This is a genomic window from Pseudomonas sp. BNK-44-b (assembly GCF_047456245.1).
Classification (GTDB): Bacteria; Pseudomonadota; Gammaproteobacteria; order Pseudomonadales; family Pseudomonadaceae; genus Aquipseudomonas; species Aquipseudomonas machongensis.
In genome coordinates, this window is the sequence record NZ_CP179908.1 from 1,593,648 (window position 1) to 1,620,298 (window position 26,651).

Annotated in this window: 20 protein-coding genes; 5 read left to right on the plus strand and 15 right to left on the minus strand. The window is 64.1% G+C overall.

The features are described from left to right. Positions 1–10 precede the first annotated feature (10 nt). The 5 genes from ACMGGG_RS07400 to ACMGGG_RS07420 all read right to left on the minus strand — a co-directional run bounded on the left by ACMGGG_RS07400 (position 11) and on the right by ACMGGG_RS07420 (position 8,868). A complete protein-coding gene (locus tag ACMGGG_RS07400; RefSeq protein ID WP_414155141.1) occupies positions 11–2,785 on the minus strand; it encodes a malto-oligosyltrehalose synthase in 2,775 nt (924 codons plus the stop codon). Further along, a complete protein-coding gene (gene malQ / locus ACMGGG_RS07405) occupies positions 2,782–4,851 on the minus strand; it encodes a 4-alpha-glucanotransferase (RefSeq protein WP_414155142.1) in 2,070 nt (689 codons plus the stop codon). The genes ACMGGG_RS07400 and malQ overlap by 4 nt, the downstream gene beginning before the upstream one ends. Continuing rightward, positions 4,848–6,590: a malto-oligosyltrehalose trehalohydrolase gene (treZ, locus tag ACMGGG_RS07410; protein ID WP_414155143.1), complete on the minus strand. Its 1,743-nt coding sequence runs from the start codon at positions 6,588–6,590 to the stop codon at positions 4,848–4,850. The genes malQ and treZ overlap by 4 nt, the downstream gene beginning before the upstream one ends. A 15-nt stretch (positions 6,591–6,605) precedes the next feature. Beyond that, positions 6,606–8,165, minus strand: coding sequence for a glycogen synthase GlgA (gene glgA / locus ACMGGG_RS07415; RefSeq protein WP_063544230.1), 1,560 nt, complete (start codon positions 8,163–8,165; stop codon positions 6,606–6,608). Between the two features lie 535 nt (positions 8,166–8,700). Then, a complete protein-coding gene (locus ACMGGG_RS07420) occupies positions 8,701–8,868 on the minus strand; it encodes a DUF6026 family protein (protein WP_226938273.1) in 168 nt (55 codons plus the stop codon). Positions 8,869–9,028: 160 nt separating this feature from the next. Here ACMGGG_RS07420 and gnd point away from each other — a divergent pair, with 160 nt between their 5' ends. Together gnd and zwf are read left to right on the plus strand one after the other, a co-directional pair. After that, a complete protein-coding gene (gene gnd, locus ACMGGG_RS07425) occupies positions 9,029–10,057 on the plus strand; it encodes a phosphogluconate dehydrogenase (NAD(+)-dependent, decarboxylating) (RefSeq protein ID WP_414155787.1) in 1,029 nt (342 codons plus the stop codon). Beyond that, the gene (zwf, locus tag ACMGGG_RS07430; RefSeq protein WP_112897931.1) at positions 10,054–11,559 is read left to right on the plus strand and encodes a glucose-6-phosphate dehydrogenase; all 1,506 of its coding nucleotides are present in this window, start codon (positions 10,054–10,056) and stop codon (positions 11,557–11,559) included. The genes gnd and zwf overlap by 4 nt, the downstream gene beginning before the upstream one ends. A gap of 177 nt (positions 11,560–11,736) precedes the next feature. On the opposite strand, the gene ACMGGG_RS07435 is transcribed toward zwf, so the two are convergent. Both ACMGGG_RS07435 and ACMGGG_RS07440 read right to left on the minus strand, forming a co-directional pair. Beyond that, positions 11,737–12,114: a glycine zipper domain-containing protein gene (locus ACMGGG_RS07435; RefSeq protein WP_054892351.1), complete on the minus strand. Its 378-nt coding sequence runs from the start codon at positions 12,112–12,114 to the stop codon at positions 11,737–11,739. Positions 12,115–12,189: 75 nt separating this feature from the next. Further along, positions 12,190–12,369: a hypothetical protein gene (locus ACMGGG_RS07440; protein WP_112897932.1), complete on the minus strand. Its 180-nt coding sequence runs from the start codon at positions 12,367–12,369 to the stop codon at positions 12,190–12,192. A gap of 224 nt (positions 12,370–12,593) precedes the next feature. On the opposite strand from ACMGGG_RS07440, the gene ACMGGG_RS07445 reads away from it, so the two are divergent. Further along, positions 12,594–13,739: a GGDEF domain-containing protein gene (locus ACMGGG_RS07445; RefSeq protein ID WP_414155788.1), complete on the plus strand. Its 1,146-nt coding sequence runs from the start codon at positions 12,594–12,596 to the stop codon at positions 13,737–13,739. A 20-nt stretch (positions 13,740–13,759) separates the two neighbouring features. Here ACMGGG_RS07445 and ACMGGG_RS07450 read toward each other — a convergent pair whose 3' ends face one another. The 3 genes from ACMGGG_RS07450 to ACMGGG_RS07460 all read right to left on the minus strand — a co-directional run bounded on the left by ACMGGG_RS07450 (position 13,760) and on the right by ACMGGG_RS07460 (position 16,591). Continuing rightward, entirely contained in the window at positions 13,760–14,713 is a 954-nt protein-coding gene (locus tag ACMGGG_RS07450) for an ABC transporter substrate-binding protein (RefSeq protein WP_414155144.1), read from the minus strand. 9 nt (positions 14,714–14,722) lie between these two features. Next, positions 14,723–15,787 carry an LLM class flavin-dependent oxidoreductase gene (locus ACMGGG_RS07455; protein WP_112899554.1) on the minus strand — a complete coding sequence of 355 codons (1,065 nt, stop codon included), beginning with the start codon at positions 15,785–15,787 and terminating at the stop codon, positions 14,723–14,725. A 177-nt stretch (positions 15,788–15,964) separates the two neighbouring features. Next, positions 15,965–16,591, minus strand: a complete 627-nt coding sequence (locus ACMGGG_RS07460; RefSeq protein ID WP_414155145.1) for a glutathione S-transferase family protein — start codon at positions 16,589–16,591, stop codon at positions 15,965–15,967. Positions 16,592–16,857: 266 nt separating this feature from the next. On the opposite strand from ACMGGG_RS07460, the gene ACMGGG_RS07465 reads away from it, so the two are divergent. Further along, positions 16,858–18,192: an OprD family porin gene (locus tag ACMGGG_RS07465; RefSeq protein WP_063544244.1), complete on the plus strand. Its 1,335-nt coding sequence runs from the start codon at positions 16,858–16,860 to the stop codon at positions 18,190–18,192. 105 nt (positions 18,193–18,297) lie between these two features. Here the strand turns inward: ACMGGG_RS07465 and glsB are convergent, their stop codons facing one another. Then, positions 18,298–19,218, minus strand: coding sequence for a glutaminase B (gene glsB / locus ACMGGG_RS07470; RefSeq protein ID WP_054892344.1), 921 nt, complete (start codon positions 19,216–19,218; stop codon positions 18,298–18,300). A 115-nt stretch (positions 19,219–19,333) separates the two neighbouring features. Then, positions 19,334–21,307 carry a DNA topoisomerase III gene (locus tag ACMGGG_RS07475; protein ID WP_414155789.1) on the minus strand — a complete coding sequence of 658 codons (1,974 nt, stop codon included), beginning with the start codon at positions 21,305–21,307 and terminating at the stop codon, positions 19,334–19,336. Positions 21,308–21,556: 249 nt separating this feature from the next. Between ACMGGG_RS07475 and ACMGGG_RS07480 the strand changes: the two genes are divergently transcribed. Beyond that, on the plus strand, positions 21,557–23,407 hold the full coding sequence (locus ACMGGG_RS07480; RefSeq protein WP_414155146.1) for a polyurethanase: 1,851 nt from the start codon (positions 21,557–21,559) through the stop codon (positions 23,405–23,407). Between the two features lie 35 nt (positions 23,408–23,442). Here ACMGGG_RS07480 and ACMGGG_RS07485 read toward each other — a convergent pair whose 3' ends face one another. The 3 genes from ACMGGG_RS07485 to purB form a co-directional block, all read right to left on the minus strand. Further along, positions 23,443–23,877, minus strand: coding sequence for a GNAT family N-acetyltransferase (locus ACMGGG_RS07485; RefSeq protein WP_054892342.1), 435 nt, complete (start codon positions 23,875–23,877; stop codon positions 23,443–23,445). Continuing rightward, positions 23,870–25,036 carry a JmjC domain-containing protein gene (locus ACMGGG_RS07490; RefSeq protein WP_414155147.1) on the minus strand — a complete coding sequence of 389 codons (1,167 nt, stop codon included), beginning with the start codon at positions 25,034–25,036 and terminating at the stop codon, positions 23,870–23,872. The genes ACMGGG_RS07485 and ACMGGG_RS07490 overlap by 8 nt, the downstream gene beginning before the upstream one ends. An 81-nt stretch (positions 25,037–25,117) precedes the next feature. Continuing rightward, positions 25,118–26,488, minus strand: a complete 1,371-nt coding sequence (purB, locus tag ACMGGG_RS07495; RefSeq protein ID WP_054892340.1) for an adenylosuccinate lyase — start codon at positions 26,486–26,488, stop codon at positions 25,118–25,120. Positions 26,489–26,651: the final 163 nt, after the last annotated feature.

A 26,651-nucleotide genomic window follows, 5' to 3' on the forward strand; every position in this document is an offset into this window, starting at 1 on the left:
CTCCTGAAATTCATGCATGTTCAATCAACAGGTTGAGCGGAAAATCCGACAGCACATCGCTCAGCATCAGCTCCCTAGAAGTGCTGACAGCGGTGTGTGCGAAAAGTCCCTTGCAAGTGGCAGGCGACAAGGCAAACGGCAAAACAAGCCGGGTATCGTCCCAGTTCTGTGCCGGGATAAGGGGTATCGGGGCTGCGCCCAGCAAGGCGCTGGCCAGCCGCGGCACGATGACGATGGCACGCTCGCCCTCACCGAGTCGGGCGAAGGCCAGCACCTTGTCGGCGTGGCGACCCTGGGCGTTGAGCGGAAGGTAGGCACCGCGCAGGAACAGCTCGGGATGCGCTCGGCGCAGGTCCAGCACGCGGGCGATCAAGGCCTGCTTGATGCGCCCGTCGCGCCAGTGTTCGAGCAGTTCGGCCTCGGGCAGGCTGTTGTCCAGGCTGGCACGTCTTGCCGGGTAGTCCACTGGGCGGCGGTTGTCCGGGTCGACCAGGCTCAAGTCCCAGTATTCGTTGCCCTGGTACAGGTCGGGCACACCGGGTGTGGTCATGCGCAGCAGGCACTGGACCAGGCCGTTGAGGGCGCCCGGGCAGGCGATGCGGGCCACGGCGTCGGCGAGCGAGTGACGCAGTTGCTGGTTTTCGCTGTCGAGCAGGAGGCCATCGAGGTAGCGGGCGCAGACCTGTTCGTAGCGCTCGTTGGGGGCGGCCCAGCTGCTGCGCAGTTTAGCTTCGCGCAGGGCTTTCTGCTGCCACTGGCGCACACGTTCGGCAAAGTGCTCCAGGCCCTGCGGGTCATCACGGCTCAGCTCCAGCGGCCAACTGGCGAGCAGGGTCTGGAACAGCAGCAACTCGTCGCCGGGGCTCGGTGCCAGGCCGTCTTCGAGGGTTTCACGCAGCGGCTCGGCCAGTTCGCGCCAGTGCTCGACGCGGCTGGCGAGCCACTGGCTGTGTTCACTGAGCACCGCCAGGCGCGCGCGACAGTCTTCGCCGCGCTTGTGGTCGTGGGTGGCAGTGGCCAGCAGGTTATCCGGGAAGTCGCGCAGGCGGCGCTGCGCTTCGTTGTGGAACTGCGCAGGTGTGGTGCTGAACCGCTCGGCCTCGAAGCCCACGTCGTTGCGCGAGAGCAGGCGTGCGCTGCGGTAGAACGCCGTGTCCTCGACCGCCTTGGCGGCGCTGGGTGCGGTCAGTTGCTGGAAGCGTACGCACGCGTGGCGCAGGTGCTTGCGCGCGCGCCCGACAGGCAACTGGCGCCAGGGCTGTCCGCCGAGCCAGCGTTCGAGGTGTTGGAGCAGTGGCCAGTCGGCTTCGCTGAGCGACTGCCGGGCGCCTTCCAGGGCGCGCTGGAAGAACGCCTCATCCTGCTCAGGGCGGCCACAGGCATTGATGTAGGTGCGGTACACCGAATAGTGCTCGACCAGCGCCTGCAGGGCACGGCGGATTGCGCCGAGGGTGAGGTCGCGGGTCATCAGGTCGTCGCGGGCGACCTGCAACAGCGCCTGGGCCACCGACTCGCAGTCACCGGCCAGGCTCGCATTGAGCACCAGGCGTCTTGCGATGCGCACTTCCTCGTCGAACGCCGGGCGTTCGCTGACGTTGTGCCAGAGCTCGGTCAACGGTACTTCGCCGGCCGGGTCGTGTTGCAGCAGCGAGACCTGGTTCATGAACTCGTAGCCGGTGGTGCCGTCGGTGAGCCAATCCTGGTGCAGGTGCTCGTCGGTACCGAGGATCTTTTCCACGTAGATCGGGAAATGTTCGAGTGCCGCTTCTGGCGGACGCAGGGCCAGCAAGTGATCGACACGGCGACGCAGGTTGCGGCAGTAGCGGCGAGGGTCGGCCAGGCCGTCGATATGGTCGATGCGCAGGCCATCGACCAGGCCGCGAGCGATCAGCTCGAACAGCTTGGCGTGGGTCGCTTCGAACACCGTGGCCCGTTCCACGCGCAGGCCGCCCAGCTCGTTGATATCGAAAAAGCGCCGCCAGTTGATGTCGTCGGCAGCGGTGCGCCAACTGGCCAGGCGGTAGGTCTGGCGTTCGAGCAGCAGATGCAGGCGCTTGAAACCAGGCTCGCTGCGGCTGTCGAAGGCGGCCAGGGCCTGTTCAAGGTGGGCGCCGGTGCGTACCAGGCGGGCCAGTTCCGCGTGCAACGGCAGGACCTCGGAAAGTGGGTCGGTGCAGTTGCTCAGGGCGCTGAAACGCGTGGCCAGCGCGTGCAATGAAGGATCCTCGCTGTGGTCGAGAATCCGTCCGTAATCCAGCGGACAGATCGGGAAACGGTGCTCGTAGTGCTCGATCTGCAGCAACCCTTGCTCAGCGTCGAAGGTCAGCGGAATCTCGCCATTCTGCAGGGCGATACCGTAGTCGTTGCCCAGGAACGGCAGCAGCAACTGGCCGGCCAGCAGCGGGTCGCTGGAGTGCCACTGGATATCGAAGAATTCGGCGTAGGGGCTGCGCCGTCCCCAGGCCAGCAGGCTCTGCCACCAGGGGTTGTCGGCACCGCCCACGGCCATGTGATTGGACACGGTGTCGAGGATCAGCCCCATGCCGTGCTGGCGCAGCGCGGCCACCAGCCGCTGCAGCGCCGCTTCGCCGCCCAGCTCGGGATTGACCTGAGTCGGATCGACCACGTCGTAGCCGTGCCGGGAACCGGCGCGGGCTTTGAGTATGGGCGACGCGTACAGGTGGCTGATGCCCAACCGGGCGAAGTAGGGCACCAGTGGCACGGCATCGTCGAGGGTGAAGTCGCTGTGAAATTGCAGGCGCTGGGTGGCGGTCAAGGGTTTCATCGGTCGCGCTCCCAGGCTTGTTCGCGCGCCTGCGCCAGCAGTTCCAGGCGGCGTGCGGCATCTTCGTCGTCGAGCAGTTCGGCAACCGGCAGGGCGAAGCGTCGGCGCCAGTTGGGGTGGCCGTCGGTGGTGCCGGGCAGGTTGGGTTGTTCGTCGCTGCCGAGCAGGTCTTCGAGCGGGACCAGCACGAGCGGTGCGCGGGTGTGGCCGACATAACGGATGGCGGTGTCGATCAAGGCGTCGTTATCCTTCAAAGGGCCATAGTTCGCTTCCAGGCTGCGGCGCAGGCCGTGAATCTCCTGCTCACGCTCATGCCGCCAGTGCAGTTCGGTGGCGGCGTCGATCAGTTGCAGGCGGTGGTTCCAGTCGATGTCCCGTGCTCGCAGCCACCCGGCCAGCGGGGCGAGGTCGTGGGTGCCAGTGGTGGCCAGGGCGGTATCGGGCCAGTCGAGGATCGGCTTGAAGTGGCCGGGCGAGGTCTGCTCGAACGGCAGCACGCGCATGCCCAGCACGCCCTTGTCTGCCAGTTGCTCACGCAGCCCGGACGGTACGGTGCCGAGGTCTTCGCCGAGGATCACGGCCTGATGACGTGCCGACTCGAGTGCCAGCAGGCGCAGCAGGTCTTCGACGGGGTAGTTCAGGTACGCGCCTTCGCTCGGCTTGGCACCGCGCGGGATCAGCCACAGGCGGCGCAGCCCCATCACGTGATCGATGCGCAGGCCGCCGGCGTGGGCGAGGTTGGCCCGCAGCATTTCGATGAAGGCACGGTAGCCGTTGCGCTTGAGGCCCTCGGGCGAGAAGGCGCAGATGCCCCAGTCCTGGCCGGAGCGGTTGAGGATGTCGGGCGGCGCGCCGACCTTGAGTTCGGCCAGCAGTTCGTCCTGGCGGCTCCAGGCCTGGCTGCCGGCGCCGTCGGCACCCACCGCCAGGTCAGCGATCAAGCCGATGCCCATGCCGTTGCTGCGCGCGGCCTCCTGGGCGCGTTGCAGGCTGCGCTCGGTGAGCCATTGGCAGAAGGCATGAAACTCCACCCGCGCCGGATAGGCCGCCGCCATGGCCTGCACTTCCGGCTCTTCGGGGCTGCGCCAGGCGTCTGGCCAGGCGCGCCAGTCGGCCCCCAGGCCTTGCTCCACGGCTTCGGCCTGCAGCACTTCGAAATGGCAATGGTGCTCCAGGGCTTGGCCAGCGGACTGGCGAAAGCTGTCGAAGTCCGGGCGCAGGGGATGTTGGCTCTGGCTGAAATCTGCATACAGCGCCTTGAGCAGCTTGTGCCGCACATCGGCCGCGCGCGGCCAGTCGACCAGCGACGTCTGCTCCAGGTCTTCGAGGCTCTGGGTCAGGCCCGCAGCCTCGGCCGCCATGCGCACCTCGCGCTCGCCGAGCAGTACCGAGGGGCTGGCGTAGAGCGTGTTGAGCAACAGGCGGCTGGACGGTGAGTAGGGGCTGAAGTGCTGTTGGTCGTACATCGACAACGCATGGGTCGGGCTGATCGCCAGCGCATCGGCGCCTCGTTCTGCCGCACTGCGCGCCAGTTGCTCCAGGGCCAGGCAGTCGCCATAGCCACCGTCGCCGGGGCGGCGCAGGCTGTAGAGTTGCACGGCCAGGCCCCAGCGACGTGGCGGGGATTGCTCGCTTATGTCCTGCAGGCTGTGGCAACGCGGCGGCGCGACGGCGACGGTGAACTGTCGGTCATCGATTTCCATGCGGTGGTAGCCGATAGGCAGTTCGCCGGGCAGCTGTGCCAGTGGGTCGAGGGTCAGCGCGTGCACGCTGCCGTCTTCCTGGGTGCAACGTACCTGGCTGTTTGGGCTGAACCAGCGTGTCAGGGCCAGCGGCTGGCCGAGGTCGGCAGTGAGCAGTGGCGGCAGGTGCTCGCTGTTGTCGAGCTGCTCCAGGGCGGCCAGGCTGCGCGCGATGGCAGCGTCATCCTCGGCCGGATGGCCAAGCCCTTGCAGAACCCGGCGCAGAGCCTCGTCAGAGACCTGCTGGGGACGATCGTTGGCGTCTATCCAGTCGCGGGAAAGGCCCGCGCGGGCGGCGAGACGGTGCAGGGGCATTTCGCTCATGGCGTCTCCAGGCGAGAGGGAAGCAGGCTGACCACGCAGCTGTACGCGGCCAGGGTGGAGTCCGGATGGGCGTTGTCACTGCTGTCGAACAGGCGTGTATCCATGCCTGGCAAAGTAATGGGCTGCACAGATGCGCCAAGGTTCAAATCAATGCGCAACTCGCAGCCGTCGCCCAGTCGCCAGCGGGCGCTGAGGGCTTTGTCGCCGAGCACTTTGACGCCCAGTGCGCGGCTGCCCACCAGGCGCGGGACGATCTCGCGATGGCGGATGTGCAGCAGTTGGTGATAAAGGCCGTGCCAGCCAGCGAGCACGTGTGTGTTGACCGGGCGTGAGGCTTCGAAGGTCTGCAGGGCGTTGGGGTCAGGTATGTGCGCGCGCTTCTCGGGGTCGGCGAAGGCTGCGAAGTGAGCGAACTCGCCGCGCCGACCTTCGCGCACGGCATCGGCCAGTTCATCGTGGAAATCGGTGAAGAACAGGAACGGCTGGCAACTGCCTTCTTCGTCACCCATGAACAGTAGCGGGATCATTGGCGCCAACAGCAGCAGGCCGGTGGCGGCCCGCAACGCCTGGGGCGGACACAGCCGACCGAGACGCTCGCCCAGGGCGCGGTTGCCGATCTGGTCGTGGTTCTGCAAGAACAGTACGAAGGCACTCGGTGGCAGGTGAGCGCTGGGCTCGCCACGGGATGTGCCATGGCGGTTGGGCTCGCCCTGAAATACGAAGCCTTCGCTCAGGCAGCGGGCCAGTTGTTCGATCGGACGGTGCTTGTAGTCGGCGTAGTAGCCTTCGGTCTCGCCCGTGAGCAGCACGTGCAGGGCGTTGTGGCCGTCATCGTTCCACTGCGCGTCGAAGCCTTGCTCAAGCAGCGCCGCTTGGTTGTGTTCGTTCTCCAGCACCAGCCACACTTCGCGGCCCGGCTCGACAGCGGCGCGTACGCGGCGGGCCAGTTCGACGAGAAAGTCCGGTTGGTCGATGGCGTGCACGGCGTCCAGGCGCAGGCCATCGAAGCGGTAGTCGCACAGCCACATCAGGGCGTTCTGGATGAAGAACTCGCGCACTTCTGCACGGCGAAAGTCGATGGCGGCGCCCCAGGGCGTCTGACGGTCTGCGCGGAAGAACCGGCTGGCGTACTGCGGCAGGTAATTGCCGTCAGGGCCAAAGTGGTTGTAGACCACATCGAGCATCACCATCAGCCCGTGGCCATGGGCCTGGTCGATGAGTGCGCACAATTGCTCCGGGCTTCCGTAGACATTGTGTGGGGCGAAGGGCAGGGCACCGTCGTAGCCCCAGTTACGCTCGCCCGGGAACTGGTTGATCGGCATCAGCTCGATGGCGGTGATGCCCAGTTCCGCCAGGCGTGGCAGGTGCTGGGAAACGCCGACGTAGCCACCTAGCAGGCCCACGTGCAGTTCCTGGATCACCGCCTCGTGCCATGGGCGGCCTCGCCAGGGGTGCTTCCAGTCGTAACGCTGGGGATCGACGACTTCACTGGGGCCGTGCACGCCGTCAGGCTGGTAGCGCGACGCCGGGTCTGCCACCTGCATGTGGCCGTCGATCCTAAAATGGTAGCGATCACCCGCCTGGCAGGGGGCGATGCCGATAAACCAGCCATTTTCCTCGGGCAGCAGCTCGACAGACGGCTGCCGCTCGATTTCCACGCTCACGTTGCGCGCATCCGGCGCCCAGAGGGCGAAGCGCGTCGACGTGGCGTCCAGTTGCTGTGCGCCATGCCTGTGCATCTTCGTAGCCCTCGTTCAGTAGTGGCGGCCATGTGCCTGGCAGACCAATTCCTCATAAAGGCGCGCGTAGGGTTCGACCGCCTGGCACCAGTTGAAAGGTTGAGTCATCGACAGGCACCGCATGGCGTTGAGCAGATCTTTCTTGCCGTGTACGTAGAAGGCGCGGTTCAGGGCTTCGCGGTAGCTCTCGGGGCTCGATTCGTTGAACAGGAAACCCGTGACGCCATCTTCGATGGTGTCGGCCAGACCGCCGGTGTTGCGCGCCACCGGCAGTGAGCCGAAACGCTGTGCGTACATCTGGCTCAAGCCGCACGGCTCGTAGCGCGAGGGCATCAGCAGAAAATCGCTGCCGGCGAACATGCGCCGCGCATCGGTTTCATTGAAGCCGATGCGCACGCCGATGCGGCCCGGATGGCGCAGGGCCAGATCGCGCATGGCCTGTTCTTCCTCCGGCTCGCCACGGCCGATGATCGCGATTTGCCCGCCCTGACGGACGATGTCGTCGGCCACGCTCAGCGTCAGGTCCAGGCCTTTCTGATAGACCAGGCGCGAGACCACGGCGAACAGGGGCCCTTCGGACGGCTCCAGGCCGAACAGCTCGCGGACCTGCTCGGCATTGCGTGCCTTGCCTTCCCAGTCGTTGATGCTGAAGTTGTGCACCAGGTGCGAGTCGGTGGCCGAATCCCAGCTCTCGTCGATGCCATTGGGGATGCCGCCCAGCAGGCCTTGCTGGGCCTTGCTTGCAAGAAAACCGTCGAGGCCGCAGCCGAACTCGGGCGTGGTGATCTCCCGGGCGTAGGTGGCACTGACCGTGGTGATGTGGCTCGAGTAGGCAAGCCCGGCCTTGAGGAATGACAGCTTGCCGTAGAATTCCATGCCTTCCTGCTGCATGGCATGGTCGGGAATGGCCAGCTCCGGGCTGCAGCCTCGGCTGTAGACACCCTGGTACGCGAGGTTGTGGATGGTGAACAAGGTCGGCGTATTCAGACCGCGCCAGTGCATGTAGGCAGGTGCCAGACCGGCTGGCCAGTCATGGGCGTGCACCAGATCGGGGCGCCAGTGCGCCATTGCGTCGCCTGCGGCGATCTCTGCGGCGGCCAGGCCCAGGCGGGCGAAACGGATATGGTTGTCGGGCCAGTCACGGCCATTGTTGGCACCGTATGGGGTGCCTTCGCGCTCGTACAACTCGGGGCAGATCAGCACGTAGATGACCAGGCCATCCGGCAGGTCCATGCGCCCGATCTTGCATGGCGGAAGCGCAGCATGGCCACCGATTTCGCCGACGATGTGAATGGGGTTGTCGCTGTCGACCACCTGCGGATAACCCGGAATCAAGACCCGCACATCGTGCAGGTGTGACAGCGCCCTGGGCAGGGCTGCGGAGACATCGCCCAGGCCGCCGGTCTTGACCAGGTCGGCGATTTCGGAGGTGACGAACAGCACCTTGCGCTTGTGCGGATTATTGCGGCGCGTGGTAGCGGGTGCCTTGCCTGCCGTGGCGAAGCCAGGTGCAACAGGCTCGCGATTTTCCAGGTTGAATGATTCTGCGTGAGGCTCGACAGCGGCACTGATCATACTTCTCTCCGTCCCTTGTTCATGCGGGTGGTGGCACCCGTTACGTTTATCTCGTATCTGTTCTCGCTTTGGCTTTCAGCATCTTCGTAGTGCATTCCTTGCCCCATGGTCGTGCGCGCAGGCACAGCGCGAGCGGCATTCCGGCCGAACAGGCGCCTGGAAAGTGTGGGGTGGGCGGGCTGACGCGTGAGGAAGTCCCTTTGCGTGGCCTACTTACTTCCTGACCTACCCGTGTTTTGGAAAGTTCGACTTGATTGCGTCACTGGTTGCGGAGCAAAACACGGGCCGAATCCGCAGTGTAGGGGACGAAAGGTAGGAAGGATGACCCGCTGGTCACAATTTGCATGACCGTTGATCCGCGCAAACGTTGGCGCACTGGAGCTGCGGAAACGGCGCGTTTGCCGGCTTTGGGGGGAGCTCGCGATCCAGGTGGCCTGAGACAGACCTTATAGAGAGGCGGCTGCCATTGAAGGCATTTTTCGCTATGAGGGGGCGGTAGGGCGCCGCGCACGCAGAGCGCGGCGCGGCGAAAAGGTCAGAGGCCGGCAGCCTTGCTGCCCAGGCGGGCCTGTTCGAGCAACAGGTTCAGCTCGGCTACCTGCTGGCGCAGTTGATCGCGCTCGTCCTTCAGTTGGCGCAATTCGTCGCGTCGCACAGTGACATAGAGGGTCTGGGGGGGAGTGGCAGGCATGTAGGTACCCAAGAGAACACCTCGCAGTTTGGCTGGTGACAATAACAAGCGTAGACGCTTCGTGCGGCGCGCATTCTGAATTCTTTCCCTGTCCTTGGGAACTTTTTTGTTTATGGTGGTCACGCCGTTCGTCGGTGAACCCTCGTGCGGTACGCTGGACTAACCTGAACACCTGAATCGCGTTCGTCATCCATTTTCGCAAGGGGAGCATCGGCACATGCAACTGGGAATCGTCGGGCTGGGCCGCATGGGCGGCAATATCGCAAGACGGCTGATGCGCGCAGGCCACCAGACCGTGGTACACGATCGCAACCGTGATGCCGTCAGCGCTTTGAGCAGCGAGGGCGCCCTGGGCGCCCATGACCTCGGCGCGCTGGTACAGAAACTCAAGGCGCCACGGGCGGTGTGGGTCATGCTGCCGGCGGGCGAGCCTACCGAGCAGACCATCACCGAGCTCGCCGAGCTGCTCGAGCCAGGCGATGCGATCATCGATGGCGGCAACACCTTCTACAAGGATGACATGCGCCGCGCCGCCCAGCTGTCAACGCGTGGCCTGCACTACCTGGACGTAGGCACGTCCGGTGGGGTCTGGGGCCTGGAGCGGGGCTATTGCATGATGATCGGCGGCGAAAAGGACGTGTTCGAACGGCTGGAGCCGCTGTTCAAGGCGCTGGCGCCGGGCGTGGGTGACATTGCGCGCACCCAGGGCCGCACGGGTGAGCATGGGCGTGCCGAGCATGGCTACATTCACGCCGGCCCGCCCGGTGCCGGGCACTATGTGAAGATGGTGCACAACGGTATCGAGTACGGCTTGATGCAGGCTTATGCCGAAGGTTTCGACCTGCTGCGCAGCAAGGGCGGCACCGAGTTGCCCGAGGACCAGCGTTTCGACCTGAATGTGGCGGAGATCGCCGAAGTCTGGCGGCGTGGCAGTGTGGTGACCTCCTGGCTGCTCGACCTCACCGCCGATGCGCTGGTCGCCGATCCGCAACTGGCCCAGTTCAGCGGTTCGGTGTCCGACAGTGGTGAAGGGCGCTGGACCATCGATGCTGCAGTCGAGCAGGCGGTACCGGTGCCGGTGTTGTCCAGCGCGTTGTTTGCCCGTTTCCGCTCACGCCAGCAGCAAGGCACCTTCGGCGACAAGGTGTTGTCTGCCATGCGCCTGGGCTTCGGTGGCCATGTCGAGAAGAAGGGTTCATGAGCAAACAGACGATTCCCGCCGCGCCGCCTTGCACGCTGTTCCTGTTCGGCGCCAATGGCGACCTGGTCAAGCGTCTGCTGATGCCGGCGCTGTACAACCTCAGCCGTGACGGTTTGCTGGACCGCAACCTGCGTATTGTCGGAGTCGACCATAACCAGGCCAGCGCCGAGCAGTTCGCCGAGCGCCTGCACGACTTCATGATCGAGCGCGACAAGGGCGGCGAGGGCGCAGGCAAGTGCCTGGACGAAGGGCTGTGGTCGCGCCTGGCCAAGCGTCTGGACTACCAGACCGGCGACTTCCTGGACCCTGCGACCTATTCGGAGATCGGCAAGCGCATCGCCAAGACCCGCCATGGCAACGCCATCTTCTACCTGGCCACTTCGCCGCGTTTCTTTCCCGAGGTGGCCCAGCGCCTGGGCGAGGCCGGCCTGCTCGACGAGTCTGCGGGCGGCTTTCGCCGGGTGGTGGTGGAAAAGCCATTCGGTACCGATCTTGCCAGCGCCGAGGCGCTCAACGCTTGCCTGCTCAAGGTGATGAGCGAGCGGCAGATCTATCGCATCGACCATTACCTGGGCAAGGAAACGGTGCAGAACATTCTGGTCAGCCGCTTCTCCAATGGTCTGTTCGAATCGTTCTGGAACAACCACTACATCGATCACGTGCAGATCACCGCCGCCGAGACCGTCGGGGTCGAGACGCGTGGCGCGTTCTACGACAATACCGGTGCCTTGCGTGACATGGTGCCCAACCATCTGTTCCAGTTGCTGGCGATGGTCGCCATGGAGCCACCGGCGGCCTTCGGCGCTGACGCTGTGAGGGGCGAGAAAGCCAAGGTGATCGGTGCCATCCGCCCATGGTCGCAGAAAATGGCGCTGAAGAACTCGGTGCGGGGGCAGTACGTGGCGGGCAAGCAGGGTCGCAAGCGGCTGGCCGGTTATCGCCAGGAGCCCAATGTCGACGCGCACAGCAGCACCGAAACCTACGTCGCGCTGAAGGTGATGATCGACAACTGGCGCTGGGCGGGCGTGCCGTTCTACCTGCGCACCGGCAAGCGCATGAGCGTGCGCGACACCGAAATCGCCATCTGCTTCAAGCCTGCACCTTACGCGCAGTTTCGCGAGTCGGAGCTGGAGCGGCCCAAGCCCAACTACCTGAAGATTCAGATTCAGCCCAATGAAGGCATGTGGTTCGATCTACAGGCCAAACGCCCCGGGCCTGAACTGGTGATGGAGAACGTCGAGCTGGGTTTTGCCTACAAGGACTTCTTCAAGATGACCCCGGCGACCGGTTACGAAACCTTGATCTACGACTGCCTGACCGGAGACCAGACGTTGTTCCAGCGGGCCGACAATATCGAGAATGGTTGGCGTGCGGTACAGCCTTTCCTCGACGCCTGGGCCAGTGGTGGCGAAGTGCACGAGTACGAGGCGGGGGAGGATGGGCCCGAGGCCGGCAATGAATTGCTGAGCCGGGACAAGCGCGAGTGGCACCGTCTGGGCTGAAAGACGGCTGAGCGTCTTGTCCACAATCTAGAGGCCAGCCCAACCCCTGTGGGAGCGGGTTTACCCGCGAAAAAGACACCGCGCTGCCTGGCACGGGCTATGCCCGTGTTCGCAGGACAAGTCGCAGCGGCGAACCGCCGCTTGCAGGGCAGTTGCTCCTGCAGGCGAGTGCGTCAATCAGTGGCGACGGTGCTTCTTGTTCTTGTCGCCCAGGTGGTTGCCGATCGCACCACCAGCCGCGCCGCCAAGCCCTGCGCCGATGGTCGAGCCATTGCTGCCGCCAAGTTTGGCGCCCACCAGCGAGCCGCCGGCCGAACCCAGGCCACCGCCGATGGCCGCTTCGGTGCGGTTGCCCTTGCGTGCGCCAACGGCGCTGCCGGCTGCGCCACCCAGGCCTGCGCCGATGGCGGCGCCCGTGCTGCCGCCGATCTGCTTGCCGACGACGTTGCCCAAGGCGCCACCCAGGCCGCCACCAATGGCTGCGGTGCCGTCACCGGCGAACGCTCCCTGGCACAGCAGCAGGCCCAGGGCGAGGGAAGGCAGAGTCAGACGCATGATTTCATGAACCTCGAAGGAATCATCAGGATTGGATGCCGCAGGCGTGCGGCGGACAGGGATTGGAGAGACGCTTCAGCGGTAATAACGGTCACGGTAGCGGCGATCGTCGTCATCGCGATCATCGCGGTGATGATGACGGTGACGATCGCGGTCGCCGTCACGCCAGCCATCTTCATCATGGTGACGATGGCTGTGGCAACCGGCGAGCAGCACGACAGCGGCGATCAGCGAAAAACTGGCAAGGCGTGGCATGGCGATGGAAATCCTTGATCCGCAACGGTTTACGGGACAACTGCTGAGACCGGTGAGGATTCATTTGGTTTCAAAGTGGCACAAAATATTACCGCGCCAGGGATTGGCGGCGTGTCTGCGGGCTGCTGTTCTGTCCCGTTGGGTCATGGTCGCGGGCCTGCACGGCTCCTAGACTGTCAGGCAGGCCGCGATCAAGACGGCCATCTGCCACACGGTGAATCATGATGATCGCCCATACTCCTACGCTGTTCGCTGCGGTCGCGCTGGTGGCGACGATCCTGGCTTTCTGTCTGTTGCTGGTCGGGCAGTTCAATCGAGGCGACAACCTGCTGCTGACCGGCTGTGGACTGTTGGCCCATGCCTTGGCCTATGTCTGTTACACGTTGTTCGGCCATGCGCCTCTGTGGGTGAGCTATGTCTTGGCCAACAGCCTGCTGTCATTGGCGTTGGCGTTTTATTCGGCGAGCCTGTTCCGGGTGCGCGAGCGCCCCGTGCCGTGGCGGCCGATCTTCGCCATTCCGCTGTTGATGCTGCTGGGCTTGATCTCGCTGCTCGAGACGGTGGAGCCGCGCATGCTGCTGGCGGCCCTGGTGCTGATGTTGCAATGCGTGTTGATTCTCTACTGGGCCCGTCAACGGACCCTGCACAAGGGCCGGGCACACCTGCTGCTGGTGATCGGTGCTGCCATCAGCCTGGTGGGGCTGGGCATGCGGGTGGTCGCCGTGCTGGCGGGCACGGCGCAGGAGATGCGCTACGACGCCAGCAATCTCAAGCAGACGGTGTCCGTAGCGATCGGCACGGCCACGGTGATGATGTATTCCATTGGCCTGGTGTTGATGGCCAAGGAGCGCAGCGAATCGCGCTTGCAGCACCTGGCCGGACACGATGTGCTGACCGGCACGGGTAACCGGCGCGCCATCCTCGAACGTTTCGAGTTCGAGCTGGAGCAGGCGCGCGTGGCGCAGTACAGCTTGGCCGTGGCGATGATCGATATCGACCATTTCAAGCGTATCAACGATGTGCACGGCCATCTGGCGGGGGACGAAGTGCTGTGCCACTGCGTGCGTCAATTACAGCAGCGGCTGCGCGAAGGCGACAGCCTGGGGCGCTACGGCGGCGAGGAATTTCTGCTGTTGTTGCCGCGAACTGAGGGCGAGGGCGCCCTGGCGGCGTTGAACGGTCTGCGCGAAGCCATGGCGAGGAACCCGGCGCGCTTCGCCGGGCTGGAGATCGAGCTGTGCTTCAGCGTCGGGCTCTGGTGCGGTGTGCCGGGGGAGGATGACACCCCGGCACGGCTGATCGCCAAGGCCGACGCCGCCTTGTACCTGGCCAAGGCTGGCGGGCGCAATGCGGTGCGGCTGGCGGCTTGATCCTTCATGCGCCCGGCAGCTTACTGGCTGAACGCGCCGTCGAACGACGTGTCGATGATCGCGCGGGTGTCCAGGGGCTTGGGCAGCGTGCCGGTCTGCACAAGGAAGTCGGCAGTATCCTGGTAGTCCTTCGCCGCCTGCGCATCGACCGGGCCCACGCTCATGTCGGCCTGACCAATCCAGTGACGCGAGACACTTTGGTCGAGGTTGGCTTTCTTGGCCCAGAGGTCGGCATAGGCTTCCTTGTGCTCACCGACCCAGGCCCGGGCTTTTTGCAGGCGGCCCAGGAAGTCCTCGATGGCGGCGTGCTTGGTGTCGATCGAATCGTTGCGCGCCGCGATGCTGCTCAGGCCAGGCATCAGGCCCTGGGCGGTGACCAGCTTGCGCGCGCCGGAGAACACGATCTGTTGCGAGATGTAGGGTTCCCATACCGGGAAGGCATCGATGCTGCCCTGCGGCAGCGCGGCGGCGGCATCGATTGGCATCAGTTTGACGAACTCGACGTAGTCATGCGGCAGGCCGGCCTTGTCCAGTGCGCGCAAGGTCAACTGCTGGCTCCAGGCGCCGGGCCAGTAGGCGACCTTCTTGCCCTTGAGGTCGGCAATGGTCTTGGCGGGGGAGTCCTTGGGCACCAGCAGGGCGATGGTGTCGAGGTTCTGCCGTGAGACGCCGATCAGCTTGACGGGCGCCCCTTTGGCAGCCAGGAACAGAAAGCCCGAGTCACCGAGAAAGCCGATGTCCAGGCCACCGGCCTCCAGCCCTTCGGCCACCGGTGCGGCCGACTGGAAGTGCTTGAACTCGACCTTGTAGGGTGCATCCTTGAGGGCCCCGGAGGCTTCCAGCGATGCGCGCACGTTGTAGTAGTTCTGGTCGCCGATGCGCAGGGTGACCTGCTCGGCGGCGATGGCCTGCGTCAGCGGGGTGCCAAGGAACAGGCCGGCGAGGGTGACTCGGATCAGGTGGGACAGTTTCATGGGGTTTCCTCAGCTGGCCTGGCGCGTATCCAGGCGTTCGATCTGGTGATGGATGGCGGGGATCAGGGTCTTGCCGTATTCGATGGTGTCGTTCAATGGGTCGAAGCCGCGGATCAGGAAAGTCGACACGCCGAGCTTGTAGTACTCGCCCAACGCCTGGGCGACCTGCTCGGGGGTGCCGACCAGCGCGGTGGAGTTCCAGCGCGCACCAGTCAGACGGGCAACGCCCATCCACAGGCGTTGATCGAGCACTTCGCCCTGTTGCGCAGCGGCCAGCAGGCGCTGCGACCCGACGTTCTCGGGCTGGTGGTCGTGCAGCGGCAAACCGAGTTTCTGGCGTGCATCGCGGACCTGCTCGAGGATCTCGGCGGCGCGCTGCCAGGCGGCCTCCTCGGTATCGGCGACGATGGGGCGGAACGACACCGAGAAGCGCGGGGCGCGCTGTTGCACAGCGGCGGCCTGGCGGACCTTGGCGATATGCTCGGCGACGGCGGCCAGGGGTTCGCCCCAGAGCATGTAGGTGTCGGCATGTTGCGCTGCGACCCGCACCGCGGCATCCGATGAACCACTGAAGTAGATCGGGATATGCGGGCGCTGCACGGTCCTTACGGCGGGCGAGGCGGCGTTGAAACGGTAGAAGTCGCCGGCGAAGTCCACCGGTTGTTCGGCGGTCCAGATTGCCTTCAGGGCATCGAGGTATTCGCCGGTGCGCGCATAGCGGTGATCGTGGTCGAGAAAATCGCCATCGCGCTGCAGGTCCTGATCATTGCCACCGCTGACCACGTTCAGCGCCAGACGGCCCTTGCTGAACTGGTCGAGGGTCGCCAGTTGGCGCGCTGCCAGGGGCGGGCTGATCACCCCTGGGCGGTACGCGAGCAGGATACCCAGGCGTTCGGTGGCAGCGACGGCGAACGAACTGACCACTGCGCCTTCCGGCCCGTTGGAGAAATAGCCGACCAGGATGCGGTCGAAACCGGCCGCCTCATGGGCTTGGGCGAAGCGACGCACGTAGTCCGGATCGACCGCATCTCCCGTGGGCTGGTCGACCTCCGAGCCGGGCGAGGCGGTGATCATGCCGAGGATTTCGACGCTCATTGCTGGGTTCCTTTGCTGGGACAAGGTTGCCTGGCGTTGAGCGGTTTAGAAGAAAACGAGCTGGCCGGGCTTCTTCTTAGAATCTAACGGCCAGCCGTAAATGATGGAAATTCATTTTTTGCATATTCTAATATGCAAAATAATTTTATTGCTCGCTCAGGGCGTTCCGTTTCTGCCGTGCAGTCGATAGCCTTCCCGCTCGCTCAGGCGCGCGTAGTAGTCAGCCACTGCAGGCAGGTGCGGGTGCTCGAACGGTGTCTCGAACCAGCGGTTTACCGACAACCCGATTGGAATGTCTGCCAGGGAGAACGCCTTGCCGGCAACATAGGCGCCAGTCTTTGCCAACTGTTGGTCGAGGATCTGCATATGTCGCGACCATTCGCCGAGGCTGGCATTGAGCGCCTGTTCATCCTGATGCGCAGCTGACTGCCTGACCAGCGCCATGAAGGCGTAGCTCCAGGAGCGATTGAGATCGCTGGCCTGCCAGTCGATCCATTGATCGACAAGCGCTCTGGCCACTGCGTCGGCCGGGTATATCCCTGCCGCTTGCCCATAGCGGTTGGCGAGATAGCGGATGATGGTATTGGACTCCCACAGCGTAAGGCCGCCGTCCTGGATTACCGGGACCATGGCATTCGGATTCAGGGCCAGGAATTCAGCGGTTTGGGTGGGCTGGAAACCTGAACCCCAGTCTTCGCGGTGGAATGGAAGGTCGATTTCGGCGCAGGTCCACAGCACCTTGCGCACGTTGATGGAACTCGCCTTACCCAATATTCGCAGCATGTCATCATCCTTTTTGCTAAGCAGCCGAAACAGCGGTGTGCTGTAGCGTCCAAGCGTATCTGTAAAAGCCCTGCCTGAGGTCATGGAACTGAAACCTTTCTCCCTGCCGATAGTGGTTTTTTGCTAGCATTCGGTTCCTATAGCACAATCGAATAAAAATCTTTTCCGATTGTTGTTAAAGTAATAACGCGTGACGTTCAAACGTATCGAAACTCGGCCCTCGCGTTCAGCGAGAGGCCTATAAGAAAAGCTAGAAAGGAGCACACATGTACAAATGCACACTGCCAGTGGCCGTTGCACTGGCCAGCCTGTCGCTGGGGGCGCAGGCGGCAGGTTTCGTGGAAGACAGCAAGGCTTCGGTCACTGCGCGCAACTTCTACATCAATTCCGACAACCGCAATGGCACTGCCAACCCGTCGAAGCAGGAAGAGTGGGGCCAAGGCTTCATCTTCAACTTCACTTCCGGCTACACCCAGGGCACCGTTGGCTTTGGTGTAGACGCCATCGGCCTGACCGGCTTCCGTCTGGATTCGGGCAAGGGTACCCACTACAACCCGACCAGCACCGCCAAGGGCGGTACTGTGTTCCCGACCGATTCCGATGGCCGCGCCGTTGACGACTTCAGCAGCCTGGGCGTAACCGGCAAGGTCAAGATCTCCAAGACCGAAGCCAAGCTCGGTGTACTGCAGCCCAAGCTGCCAGTAGTCACCTACAACGACGGTCGTCTGTTGCCGCAAACGTTTGAGGGTGGCCAGATCACCTCCAACGAGATCGACAACCTGACCCTGATCGGCGGCAAGCTCGAGCATGCCAAGGGCCGTAACAGCACCAACATGGAGTCGCTGACCATTGCCGGCTCCAACGGCAACCCGGCCACCGCCACCTCCAACCGTCGCAGCAACGCCTTCTATTACGCCGGTGCCGACTACAAGCTGAGCAAGGACCTGCTGCTGCAGTACTACTACGGCAACCTGGACGACTTCTACAAACAGCACTTCCTGGGCCTGACCCACAACCTGGCGCTGCCAGTGGGTTCGTTGAAGTCCGACCTGCGTTACTTCTACAGCGATTCCGACGGCAAGAACGCCAGCACCGAAGGCCGCTTGGCTGGCTATCGCGCATCGGGCTACCAGAACAACGGTGAAGTGGACAACCGCACCTGGAGCGCCAAGTTCACCTACTCGCTGGGCAGCCACGCACTGAGCGCCGGTTACCAGCGTGTCAACGGCACCAGCGACTTCCCGTTCCTGAACCAGGGCGACGGTGCAAGTGCCTACCTGATCACCGACGTGCAGATCGGCAAGTTCCTGCGTGCCGGCGAGCGCACCTGGCTGGCGCAGTACGCCTACGACTTCGCCGCTCTCGGCGTACCAGGCCTGACCGCCAACGCCATCTACCTGAAGGGCACCAACGTCAACTCGGCGGGCTCGGACCGTTCGGAGTGGGAGCGTGACTTCAGCCTGGCCTACGTCGTTCAGGAAGGCACCTTCAAGGGCCTGGGCCTGCAGTGGCGTAACGCTGCGCTGCGTACCGACGTATCGGGCCAGCGTGACCAGGACGAAAACCGTCTGATCGTGAGCTACACCTACAACTTCTTCTGACATCAGGTCAGCCCGGCTACGGGTAGTTGTAGTAAAACAAACCCCACCAGGGACCGCCCTGGTGGGGTTTGTTTTTCAAGGTGCGCTGCGATTGAAGCGTCAGGCCTACAGCACCGCGGAAAACACCGAGCCGGTGATCCGCTCGCTGAGCAGCTCCAGTGCCCGCAGCCCCGCCAGCGAGTTACCTGAGGCGTTCAGTGCAGGCGACCACACGCAGATGCTGTAGCGCCCCGGCACTACCGCGACAATGCCGCCGCCCACACCGCTTTTGCCCGGCAGGCCTACGCGATAGGCGAAGTTACCTGCCTCGTCGTACAGCCCACTGGTGGCCATGATCGCATTCACCTGTTGCGCCTGGCGCGGGCTGAGCACGTGCTCGCCGCTGTGTGGGCAGTAGCCGCTGTTGGCCAGGAAGGCAAAGCCACGTGCGACATCGACGCAATTCATCGATAGCGCACAATGATGGAAGTAGCTGCGCAGCACCGCATCGACATCGTTGTGGAAGTTGCCGAACGCCTGCATCAGGTAGGCCATGGCGGCGTTGCGGGCGCGGTGCTGGTACTCGGAGTCGGCTACGACCGGGTCACTGACGATGCGTGGGTTGGCTGCCAGGCGGCGGACGAAGTCGCGCATCGACAAGGGCGGGGTAGCATAGCGCGACTGATTGATGTCGCAGATCACCAGCGCGCCCGCATTGATGAAAGGATTGCGTGGGCGACCTTTCTCCACCTCCAGCTGAACCAGCGAGTTGAACGCCTGCCCGGAGGGCTCATAGCCCAGGCGCGTCCAGATATCCTCGCCACTGTGGTTGATCGCCTGGACCAGGCTGAAAACCTTGGAGATGCTCTGGATCGAGAAGGGCGTATGGGCATCGCCGGCGCAATGCAGCTGGCCGTCCAGGCTCTGTACGGCGATCCCGAGTTGTTGCGGGTCGACCTGGGCGAGGGCGGGGATGTACTGGGCGACCTGGCCCTGGCTGAGCAGCGGGCGGACCTGGTCGAGGATTTCTTGCAGTAATGCTTGCATAGGGGCCTGCGCGGAGCGGGTGATGGGGCTCAGGGGTTGTCTGCTGTACAAGACGAGCGTTGATGAGGCGGCGACACACCTCAGGATGTGATCGTCCTGCCGCCACTGCCGATCGTCAGGTAGATTTGCCCGAAGGGCGTCGTGTGGATGTGCTTGCACGGGGCGCTGCTTTGCTGCCGGCGGTTTTGCCTTTACCGCTGCTGCGGCGTTTTTTCTTCCAGGGTGCACCCTTGCCACCGGCAGCGAGGGGCGGGCCGCTGATGGTCAGGCGCATCCCCGCGCAGCGTTGCACCAGCTTGCCCATCCAGGCCGACTGTCGGGTGACGAACTCTTCCAGGCTCATTTCGCCGCTCTGTACCATGTCCAGCGCCTGTTCCCAGATCGCAGTGGTGCCGGGGTCGGCGATGGCCCGTGGCACGGCGTCGATCAGGCTGAAGGCCGCGGGGGTGGCGGACAGCGCCTTGCCGTTCTTGACCAGGTAGCCGCGGTCGAGCAGGCCCTGGATGATGCTGGCCCGGGTCGCTTCGGTGCCGATGCCGGTGGTTTCCTTGAGCTTCTGCTTGAGCTGCGGGTCGTCCACCAGCTTGGCGACGTTCTTCATCGCCTTGATCAGATCGCCCTCGGTGAACGGCTTCGGCGGCTGGGTCCACAGGTCTTTCAGCTGCAGGTCCTGGACCCTGCAGTCGTCGCCTTCGCGCAGTTGCGGCAAGACTTGCGCGGGTGGTGCTTCGCGTCCCTTGGTTGGAGTCAGTGCCTCGGGCAGGGCGCGGCGCCAGCCGGGTTCGACGATCTGCTTGCCCACTGCACGCAAGGCGTGCCCGGCACAGTCCAGTTCGGCCTGGGTGCGGTCGTACTCGTGATTGGGCAGGAACTGCGCCAGGTAGCGCGCCCGGATCAGGGTATAGACCGCTTTGTACTTGGGTGGCAGGCGCGCAGGATCGCTGGCGGCGGCGGTGGGGATGATGCCGTGGTGGGCGCTGACCTTGGCGTCGTTCCAGGCGCGGGAGCGGCGGTGTGGCTCCAGATGCGCCTGCAAGGGGGCGAGGCCCGTGTCGGCGCGTTGCAGGGCGGCGAGCACGGCGGGCGCCTCAGCGTGCTGGCTAAGCGGCAGGTAACCACAGTCGCTGCGCGGATAGGTGATCAGCTTGTGGGTTTCGTAGAGCGCCTGGGCGATGTCGAGGGTTTCCTGGGCACCGAGGCCGAACTTCTTGGAGCAAAGTTCCTGCAATGTGCCGAGGTCGAAAGGCAAGGGTGCGGCCTCGCGCACACGCTCGGTCTGTACCTTGAGCACCCGCGCGCTACCTGCGGCCTGCATCTGGCTGGCGGCCTGCTGGGCGAGTGCCTGGTTCAGGCAGCGGCCCTGGTCGTCGCAGGTGTCTTGTGGTGCACGCCATTGGGCATTGAAGACCTGGTCCGAATGCGCTAGCTGCACCTCGATCGCCCAGTAGGGAACTGGTACGAAGTCGGCGATGCTGCGGTCGCGGTCGACCACCAGGCGCAGTGTCGGTGTCTGTACCCTCCCTACCGGTAGCACGCCTTGATAACCAGACTGGCGACCAAGCAGGGTGAACAGGCGGCTCATGTTCATGCCGATCAACCAGTCGGCCCGCGAGCGACCAAGGGCCGAGTGATAGAGGCTGAAGGTTTCGCTGCCGGGGAGCAGGCGGGCCAGCGCCTTGCGGATCGAGGCGTCATCGAGTGCGGAGAGCCACAGCCGCTGGATCGGCCCGCGGTAGCGGCAATGTTCGACCAGTTCGCGAGCGATCATCTCGCCTTCACGGTCGGCGTCGGTGGCGATCACCAGCTCCCGGGCCTCGCCGAGCAGACGCTTGACCGCCTTGAACTGGCTGGCGGTCTTGGGTTTGACCAGCATTTTCCATTTTTCCGGAATGATCGGCAGATCATCGAGCGACCAGCGTTTGTAGCGTGCGTCATAACTGTCGGGCGGTGCGGTTTCGAGCAGGTGGCCGATGCACCAGGTGACGCAGACATCGGTGCCTTGCCAGCAGCCGTCGGCCTTGCGGTTGGCACCCAGTACCTTGGCGATGTCTTTTGCCTGAGAGGGCTTTTCACAGAGAAAAAGGCGCATGGCCGTGAACGCTTCATCGAGGTTGATGGCGACTAGGATGCGCAAGACAGCGCGTGCAGGCAAGATTTATCTGTATGCATGTACAGGTTATTGCCAGGAAATATGTCCGCAGGTTTGGCATGAATGCCCCGGCATCGGGCTTGGATGACCGGCCGGTACCGTGCCAGCGTTGTCGTTCGCCTGCCAGATGTGTCAATGGACGATGTCGCTTGTGGGCCTTCACTCCAATCACAACAAGGAAGTCGGATCATGCCTTTGTTCGATTACCGTCAGCTCGACGGTGCTGCCTCCTACGCGCTCTACAAGGATGCCATGGCCCTGGCGATCTATGCCTATCATGGTATCGACGACGGTTTCTCTGCTGGCTACCAGAAGCACGGCTTCGGCCTCGGGTTGCCGGCAACCCTGGTCAAGGCCCTGATCGGCGGCACCGACAGCCAGGGCGTGATTCCCGGCATCCCCTGGAATCCCGACTCCGAGGCCAAGGCCCTGGCGCAGGTCAAGGCGGCTGGCTGGACGCCGATCAGCGCCGCACAGTTGGGTTACCAGGGCAAGACCGATGCGCGTGGCACCTTCCATGGCGAGGCACCGGGCTACACCTCGGCGCAGGTCGAGGTGCTCGGCCGTTATGCCGGCGATGGCCAGCTCATCGGCCTCGGTATCGCCTTTCGTGGCACCAGCGGCCCGCGGGAGAATCTGCTTGGCGACACCCTCGGCGATGCCATCAACGACCTGCTGGCAGCGCTGGGGCCAGCCGACTACGCACGCAACTACGCCGGCAATGCCTTCGACCGCCTGCTGGGCGATGTCGCGACGTTCGCCAGGGCCCACGGCTTGTCAGGTGCCGATATCACCGTCAGCGGCCACAGCCTTGGCGGGCTGGCGGTCAACAGCCTGGCCGACCTCAGTGCTTCGCGCTGGGGCGGCTTCTACCAGGATGCCCGCTATGTTGCCTTCGCCTCGCCCACGCAGGCTGCCGACCCCGACAAGGTACTCAATATCGGTTACGAGAACGATCCTGTGTTCCGTGTGCTCGACGGCACGGCGCTGACCTGGGCGACCCTGGGCGTGCACGATGCCGCCAAGCCTTCGACCACTGACAACATCGTCAATTTCAATGACCACTACGCCTCCGACGCTTGGAACCTGCTGCCGTTTTCCATCGGCAATATCGCCACCTGGCTCTCGCACCTGCCGGCAGCCTACGCCGATGGCCTGGGTCGGGTAGTGGATTCGCCGTTCTACCCCTGGACCAGCCGGGACTCGACCGTGGTGGTCAGCAACCTGTCCGACGCCACCCGTGGCTCGACCTGGGTACAGGACCTCAATCGCAACGCCGAGCCGCACTCTGGCAGTACCTTCATTGTCGGTTCGGCCCAGGACGACCTGATCCGGGGCGGGCGCGGCAACGACTACCTGTATGGCGGCGCAGGCAATGACACCTTCCGCGACGACGGCGGTTTCAACCTGATAGACGGCGGCGCCGGACATGACACCCTGCATCTGGGGGATGCGCTGGCGCGCTTCTCGATAGCCCGGGATGGCGAGGGCACGCTGTATGTGCGTGATGGCGAGGGTGGGATCAGCCAGGTGCGCAATGTCGAGTCGCTGGTGAGCAAGGAAAGCAGCCTGGTGTTCTTCAGCAAGGATGTCAGTCACGCAGTGACCGTCAATGGGCTGCTCAGCAGCGGCAAGCTGGATCCCTACGCCCTGTCGGTCAGCGGCGGACAAGGCAATGATCAGTTGGTGGCCGGCAACCAGGGCCAGTGGCTGTTCGGCCTGGGTGGCGATGATCGTCTGGTGGGTGGGGTAGGCGACGATGTGCTGGTGGGCGGTGCCGGGAATGATGTGCTCAGTGGCGGCGGTGGACGAGACACCTTTCTGTTCAGCGGGCACTTCGGGCAGGACCGGGTGCTGGACTTCACCGGGCAGGACCGGTTGGTGTTCATGGGCGTTGAAGGCGGGACGGCAGCGCCGGATTGGCGTGACCACCTGAGTCGGGTGGGGGATGACCTGGTGCTGTCGTTCGGGCGCGATAGCGTGACGTTGGTGGGGATTGCGGGGCAGGGGCTTGGCGATGGGCAGATCGTGATTGCCTGAGCAACGGAGGGGCCGGCAGCGCCGGCCCCTTCCGATCAGGCGATCTCGCGTGAATCGCGGACCATGTCCACGTGCGGGATGCCGGCCTCGAGGAACTCTTCGCTGACCACCTTGAAACCCAGGCGCTCATAGAAGGGTGTGGCATGTACCTGGGCGCTGAGCATCTGCTGCTTGAGGTCACGGTTCTGCGCTTCGATGATGACCGCATTCATCAACGCGTCACCGACTTTCAGACCACGCCAGTCCTTGAGCACCGATACTCGACCGATGGTGCCGTCTGGCAACAGGCGCGCGGTGCCGATCGGGTAGTCACCTTCCATGGCCAGGAAATGGACCGCGGTCGGATCTTCGGCATCGAACTCCAGCTCTGGCGGCACGTGCTGCTCGGCGACGAATACCGCGCTGCGGATACGATGGATATCGGCGTTGTCTTTATGCCAGTCGGCGAGGCGAACGCGGATCTTATTCATTGGCAAATCCCAGGCTTCCTTGTTGAACCAACTGGCAGACAAGCGTGAGGCCTTCTTCGTCCTCGAGCCACTCTACAAGGTTTTCGCTGTGCAGGGCGTCGGCTGAACAAATCAGTTGCAAAAGAGCGCGCAGATGACCGGACAGCAGGCGGCTCTGGCCGCTGGCGAACAGCAGCAGGTTGTCGTCGACTTCCGACCAGGCCAGGCGTGCGCTCGGGTTGCGCACCAGGATCGCGCCCTGTTCGAGATAATTGATCAGTTCTTCTTCGCTCAGCGCCTCGCCTGCCACCTGCTCGGGGTAGCGCGGCTCGGTCATGAACTGGCCGAACCAGGTCAGCAGCAGGCGCTCGTCACCCATGTGCTCGGCCAGCAGGGCCTTGAGGCGGTCGAGGGCGTCGTGCTGGATCTGGTGTGGGTCGCTGACAGGTTGGGCGTCGGCGTCGCTGTAGCGCTCTTCGTCAGGCAGGAACTGGCTGAGGAAGTCGGTGAAGTGGGTCAGCACTTCGGCAGCGCTTGGGGCGCGGAAACCGACCGAGTAGGTCAGGCAGTCGTCCACGGCCACACCGTAGTGGGCCAGGCGCGGCGGCAGGTAGAGCATGTCGCCCGGCTCAAGGGTCCATTCGTCGCTCTGCTCGAAATCGGCGAGGATGCGCAGGTCGGCGTGCTCGATCAGCGGGCTGTCGCTGTTGCACATCTGGCCGATTTTCCAGTTGCGCTTGCCGTGGCCCTGCAGCAGGAATACGTCGTAGTTGTCGAAGTGCGGACCGACGCTGCCACCGGGGGCGGCAAAGCTGATCATCACATCGTCGATACGCCAGCTGGGCAGGAAGCGGAAGTTCTCCAGCAGCTCGGCCACTTCCGGAACGAACTGGTCCACGGCTTGGACCAGCAGAGTCCAGTCACGCTCGGGCAGGGTGGCGAAGGTGTCTTCCTCGAACGGGCCGCGGCGCAGCTCCCATGGGCGTTCGCCGTGCTCCAGCACCAGGCGCGATTCGACCTCTTCCTCAAGGGCCAGGCCGGCCAGCTCGTCCGGATCGATCGGGCTTTCGAAGTCGGTGAAGGCCTGGCGCACCAGCAGGGGCTTCTTCTGCCAGTAGTCGCGCAGGAATTCACGAGCGGTGAGGCGGCCAAGCAGCTGCAGTGGAGTATCAGGATTCATGTTCAACCTATTGAAAAAACGTAATTTTCGTCCGGGAATAAAAACGCCCGGCTGAGCCGGGCGTTGTACGCAGGGCGCAGGTCAGATGCGTTTGGCCTGGGCGGCTGCGTTGCCGATGTAGGTGGCCGGGGTGAGCAGCTTGAGTTCGGCCTTGGCGTCGGCCGGCATGTCCAGGCCGTCGATGAAGGTCAGCAGCGCTTCAGGGGTGATGCCCTTGCCACGGGTCAGCTCCTTGAGCTTCTCGTAGGGGTTCTCGATGTTGAAGCGGCGCATGACGGTCTGGATCGGCTCGGCCAGTACTTCCCAGCAAGCGTCGAGGTCGGCGGCGATGCGCGCTTCGTTGACCTCCAGCTTGCCGATGCCCTTCAGGCTGGCTTCATAGGCGATGACGCTATGGGCAAAGCCCACGCCCAGGTTGCGCAGCACGGTGGAGTCGGTCAGGTCGCGCTGCCAGCGCGAGATCGGCAGCTTGCTGGCCAGGTGCTGGAACAGCGCGTTGGCGATACCGAGGTTGCCTTCGGAGTTTTCGAAGTCGATCGGGTTGACCTTGTGCGGCATGGTCGAGGAGCCGATTTCGCCGGCGACGGTCTTCTGCTTGAAGTAGCCCAGCGAGATGTAGCCCCAGACGTCGCGGTCGAAGTCGATGAGGATGGTGTTGAAGCGAGCGATGGCATCGAACAGCTCGGCGATGTAGTCGTGCGGCTCGATCTGGGTGGTGTACGGGTTGAACTGCAGACCCAGTTCGTCTTCGATGAAGGCGCGGGCGTTCTGCTCCCAGTCGATCTGCGAGTAGGCCGACAGGTGGGCGTTGTAGTTGCCCACGGCGCCGTTGATCTTGCCCAGCAGCGGCACGGCGGCGACCTGGGCGATCTGACGCTCCAGGCGGTAGACGACGTTGGCCAGCTCTTTGCCCAGGGTGGTCGGCGAGGCCGGCTGGCCGTGGGTGCGCGACAGCATCGGCACGTCGGCGTGCTGGTGGGCCAGGGCGCGGATGGCCTCGGCGATCTGGCGCATCAGCGGCAGCAGCACCTCGTCACGACCGGCGCGCAGCATCAGGGCGTGGGACAGGTTGTTGATGTCTTCGCTGGTGCAGGCGAAGTGGATGAACTCGCTGACCTTGGCCAGTTCAGGCAGCTTGGCGGCCTGCTCCTTGAGGAGGTATTCGATCGCCTTGACGTCGTGGTTGGTGGTGCGCTCGATTTCTTTCACACGCTCGGCGTGCTCGAGCTTGAAGTCGGTCGCCAGGCTGTCCAGCAGAGCGTTGGCTTCGGCGGAGAACGCCGGCACTTCGCCGATCTGCGGGTGGGCGGCCAGACGCTGCAGCCAGCGTACTTCGACCAGGGCGCGGAAACGGATCAGGCCGAATTCGCTGAAGATGGGGCGCAAGGCCTGGGTTTTGCCGGCGTAACGGCCGTCTACAGGGGAAACCGCAGTGAGCGAAGAGAGCTGCATGGGGTGTTCTCGGACAGTCAGGCTTTTGGAAGGGCGCATATCATACATGAAAATTGCGCCTGGGTCGGGTGGCTGACCAAAGGTCGGCCGTCGAAACGCGTGTCGCGGTTCCTGTGGGAGCGGGCTTGCCCGCGAATGCGGCGGTAAGTCCGGCATCGCATTC

Bases quoted from the DNA above. Each gene is read 5' to 3' on its own strand.
- ACMGGG_RS07400 (WP_414155141.1), bottom strand. From the start codon at position 2,785: ATGAAACCCTTGACCGCCACCCAGCGCCTGCAATTTCACAGCGACTTC.
- malQ (WP_414155142.1), bottom strand. From the start codon at position 4,851: ATGAGCGAAATGCCCCTGCACCGTCTCGCCGCCCGCGCGGGCCTTTCC.
- treZ (WP_414155143.1), bottom strand. From the start codon at position 6,590: ATGCACAGGCATGGCGCACAGCAACTGGACGCCACGTCGACGCGCTTC.
- glgA (WP_063544230.1), bottom strand. From the start codon at position 8,165: ATGATCAGTGCCGCTGTCGAGCCTCACGCAGAATCATTCAACCTGGAA.
- zwf (WP_112897931.1), top strand. From the start codon at position 10,054: ATGAGCAAACAGACGATTCCCGCCGCGCCGCCTTGCACGCTGTTCCTG.
- ACMGGG_RS07435 (WP_054892351.1), bottom strand. From the start codon at position 12,114: ATGCGTCTGACTCTGCCTTCCCTCGCCCTGGGCCTGCTGCTGTGCCAG.
- ACMGGG_RS07440 (WP_112897932.1), bottom strand. From the start codon at position 12,369: ATGCCACGCCTTGCCAGTTTTTCGCTGATCGCCGCTGTCGTGCTGCTC.
- ACMGGG_RS07445 (WP_414155788.1), top strand. From the start codon at position 12,594: ATGATCGCCCATACTCCTACGCTGTTCGCTGCGGTCGCGCTGGTGGCG.
- ACMGGG_RS07450 (WP_414155144.1), bottom strand. From the start codon at position 14,713: ATGAAACTGTCCCACCTGATCCGAGTCACCCTCGCCGGCCTGTTCCTT.
- ACMGGG_RS07455 (WP_112899554.1), bottom strand. From the start codon at position 15,787: ATGATCACCGCCTCGCCCGGCTCGGAGGTCGACCAGCCCACGGGAGAT.
- ACMGGG_RS07460 (WP_414155145.1), bottom strand. From the start codon at position 16,591: ATGCTGCGAATATTGGGTAAGGCGAGTTCCATCAACGTGCGCAAGGTG.
- ACMGGG_RS07465 (WP_063544244.1), top strand. From the start codon at position 16,858: ATGTACAAATGCACACTGCCAGTGGCCGTTGCACTGGCCAGCCTGTCG.
- glsB (WP_054892344.1), bottom strand. From the start codon at position 19,218: ATGCAAGCATTACTGCAAGAAATCCTCGACCAGGTCCGCCCGCTGCTC.
- ACMGGG_RS07475 (WP_414155789.1), bottom strand. From the start codon at position 21,307: ATGCGCCTTTTTCTCTGTGAAAAGCCCTCTCAGGCAAAAGACATCGCC.
- ACMGGG_RS07480 (WP_414155146.1), top strand. From the start codon at position 21,557: ATGCCTTTGTTCGATTACCGTCAGCTCGACGGTGCTGCCTCCTACGCG.
- ACMGGG_RS07485 (WP_054892342.1), bottom strand. From the start codon at position 23,877: ATGAATAAGATCCGCGTTCGCCTCGCCGACTGGCATAAAGACAACGCC.
- ACMGGG_RS07490 (WP_414155147.1), bottom strand. From the start codon at position 25,036: ATGAATCCTGATACTCCACTGCAGCTGCTTGGCCGCCTCACCGCTCGT.
- purB (WP_054892340.1), bottom strand. From the start codon at position 26,488: ATGCAGCTCTCTTCGCTCACTGCGGTTTCCCCTGTAGACGGCCGTTAC.